Here is a 2,691-nt window from a genome sequence, read left to right on the forward strand (position 1 = left end):
TCGAAGGAGGCGATGACCAGCCGGCGGGCCTTCGGGAGCGGCGCCACCCTGAGGACGGCTCGGGTGATGATCCCCAGGGTCCCCTCCGAGCCTATGAATAGCCTGGTGAGGTCGTAGCCCGCCGCCGACTTCAGTGTCCGCGAGCCGGTCCTGATCGTCCGGCCATCGGCGAGAACCACCTCCAGGTCCAGTACGTAGCTTCGGGTCGTCCCGTACTTGACGCACCGCATCCCGCTGCCGTTGTTGGCGATCAGGCCCCCGATGGTGCAGATGGCGGAGCTTCCGGGGTCGGGCGGAAAGAAGAACCCGTGGGGCTTCAGGGCATCGTTCAGCCTCGTCTGAATGACCCCTGGCTCCACCACCACCAGAAGGTTTTCAAGATCCATCTCCAGGATCCGGTCCATCCCCGAGAGGTCGAGGACGATCCCGCCCCGGAGGGGGACGGCCCCGCCCGCCAGGCCCGTCCCCGCGCCCCGGGCCGTCACCGCCACCCCGAGCTCGCTTGCGAGGGCAACGACCTTTGAGACCTCCCCGGTCGACATCGGTCGGACTACGCAGTCGGGCATGCCCTTGACCATGGAGGCGTCGGAGGAGTAGCAGAGCCTCTCCGATGGCGCGGCTGAGAGCCTCTCGCCGACGATCTCTCGGAGCTGATCGATCAGATTCATCGATAGACCTCATGATGGTGAGAATTGGAGCCGCTCTGGTGGGACGGATCGGAGGATCCGTTCCGTCGGGGGAGTATAATAGCCTGTCGATGCCCTCCCCTTCCGGCTTTCTCTCGGGGCCCGTCTCTATCGTGGCCCCTCCATCTCCGCGATCTTCTCCAGCGTCGCCAGGAGGAAGCTGTAGAACTCCTCCACCGCCGATATCTTCACCCTCTCGTCGGGGGAATGGGGGTGCTCGATCAATGTACCCAAAGAGACCATCTCCATCTCCGGAAACTTCTCCCCGATTATCCCCATCTCCAACCCAGCGTGAATCGACTTCACCTCTGGCTTGCGGCCGAAGACCTCCTGGTGGGCTTTCTTGCAGGCCGAAAGAAGCTTCGAGTCGAGCTTCGGCCGCCTTCCCGGGTACCTGTCCCCCCTCTCGACCTCCGCTCCCGCCAGGTCCGCCACAGCTCCGATCCATCCCGTCGTAGTCCTGAGGCCGACCCTGGACGAGGATCGAGAGGCTGCCCGGAGGAGTATGCCGTCCTCCTCGGTTAAGACGACCGAGAGGTTCGTCGAGGTCTCGACGAGCCCCTCGATCTCGGGGCTCCACCGGATGACCCCGTTCGGCAGAGCCCTGATCAGGCTTATGGCCCGCTCTGACTCCTCCAGGGACGCGGCTCTCTCGGGCAGGCTCAGGGGCGATACCTCCACCACCAGGCCCGGCTCCACCTTCCCGTACTCCTCTTGGAGGTCCCTCTCTCCCGCCTCCACCAGGGACCTAAACTCCTCCGCCCTCTCCCGCGAGAGGACGACGTGAGCCTCAGCCTCCCGAGGTATGGCGTTATGCTTCTCCCCGCCCCGGATGGAGGCGAGGCTGAAGGGAACTTTTTCAATGGCCTCTCCGAGGAGAAAGCCCAGAAGTTTGATGGCGTTTCCTCTCTCGAGGCTGATGTCCACGCCGGAGTGGCCTCCCGCAAGGCCCTTGAGGACGACCTCGAAGGCCGTCGCCCCGCCCTCGAAATGTGGTCGGACCCACTGGAGGGGAAGCCTGAGATGTGAGTTCTCGCCGCCGGCGCATCCCACATAGACGGAGTGAGGGTCGTCGGTGTCCAGGTTGATCATCATCCTGGCCCCGATCTCATCCGTCCCGAGCCCCCTGGCGCCGGACATACCCTCCTCCTCATCGACGGTGAATAGAAGCTCCAGGGGGCCGTGGACCGCCCCGGTCTCCTCCAGGACGGCGAGGGCCGCGGCGACCCCGATACCGTTATCGGCGCCGAGGGTGGTGCCCCTCGCAGAGATCCAGCCGTCATCGACCACCACCTCGATTTTGTCCTTCGAGAAGTCGTGATCGATGTCTTTGTTCTTCTCGCAGACCATGTCCAGGTGGGACTGGAGGAGGACTTTTGGAGAGCCCTCCCCACCGGGGGTCGCCTCCTTTCTCACCAAGACGTTTCCGGCATCGTCAGTCCTGCATTCGAGCCAAAGCCTCCTCGCGGCGGAGACGACGTACTCCGCCGCCAGTCCCTCGTGCTTGGAACACCGGGGGATCTTTCTGAGCTCGTTGAAGTGGCCCCAGAGGATCTGGGGCTTTATGCCGCTGAGATCTTCATCCATCCTCTCACCCTCGCATTTTTCTACAAAGAGCGGCTATAGATAAATGGTGATCGGATGAATCGAAGGGTGCTCGAAGCAGACAACCCCCTCAGGGTCGGGGAGACGATCCTGATACCTGTGGCAGAGGTCCTCTCCTTCTCGGAGGTCTGGGGGGAGGGTGCTGCCTTTGCCTGCCTAAAGAGGGCCAAGGCCGTGGTGGCCATAGGGCCTCGGGGTGCCTTTGCCCTGGACCTGGTGGGCCAGTCTGTGTCCCTCGAAGAGCTCGCCGACGAGGTGTCGGGGCTGAAAGAGCTGGTGGCCGGGGTTCGGAGTTCCGGGGTCGGGAACAAAGAATAGATAAGATGTGGCCACCAAGAGGGATGCTTATGAAGGTCGTGGTCTTCTACAGCGGCGAGTTCGGCAGAACTCTCATCGGAAA

Annotated in this window: 3 protein-coding genes; 1 reads left to right on the forward strand and 2 read right to left on the reverse strand. The window is 63.3% G+C overall.

Annotated elements, in window-relative coordinates:
* Together ACP5EL_RS08985 and ACP5EL_RS08990 are read right to left on the reverse strand one after the other, a co-directional pair.
* A partial coding sequence (locus tag ACP5EL_RS08985; protein ID WP_428402174.1) for an FAD-binding oxidoreductase occupies positions 1–668 on the reverse strand: 668 nt, incomplete at its 3' end.
* A gap of 126 nt (positions 669–794) precedes the next feature.
* Positions 795–2,273 (reverse strand): aminoacyl-histidine dipeptidase, encoded by a 1,479-nt coding sequence (locus ACP5EL_RS08990; protein ID WP_428402175.1) that lies wholly within the window; start codon positions 2,271–2,273, stop codon positions 795–797.
* 54 nt (positions 2,274–2,327) lie between these two features.
* Between ACP5EL_RS08990 and ACP5EL_RS08995 the strand changes: the two genes are divergently transcribed.
* On the forward strand, positions 2,328–2,609 hold the full coding sequence (locus ACP5EL_RS08995) for a hypothetical protein (protein ID WP_428402176.1): 282 nt from the start codon (positions 2,328–2,330) through the stop codon (positions 2,607–2,609).
* The last annotated feature ends 82 nt before the right edge of the window (positions 2,610–2,691 follow it).

The organism is Methanocrinis sp. (assembly GCF_049974945.1).
Classification (GTDB): domain Archaea; phylum Halobacteriota; class Methanosarcinia; order Methanotrichales; family Methanotrichaceae; genus Methanocrinis.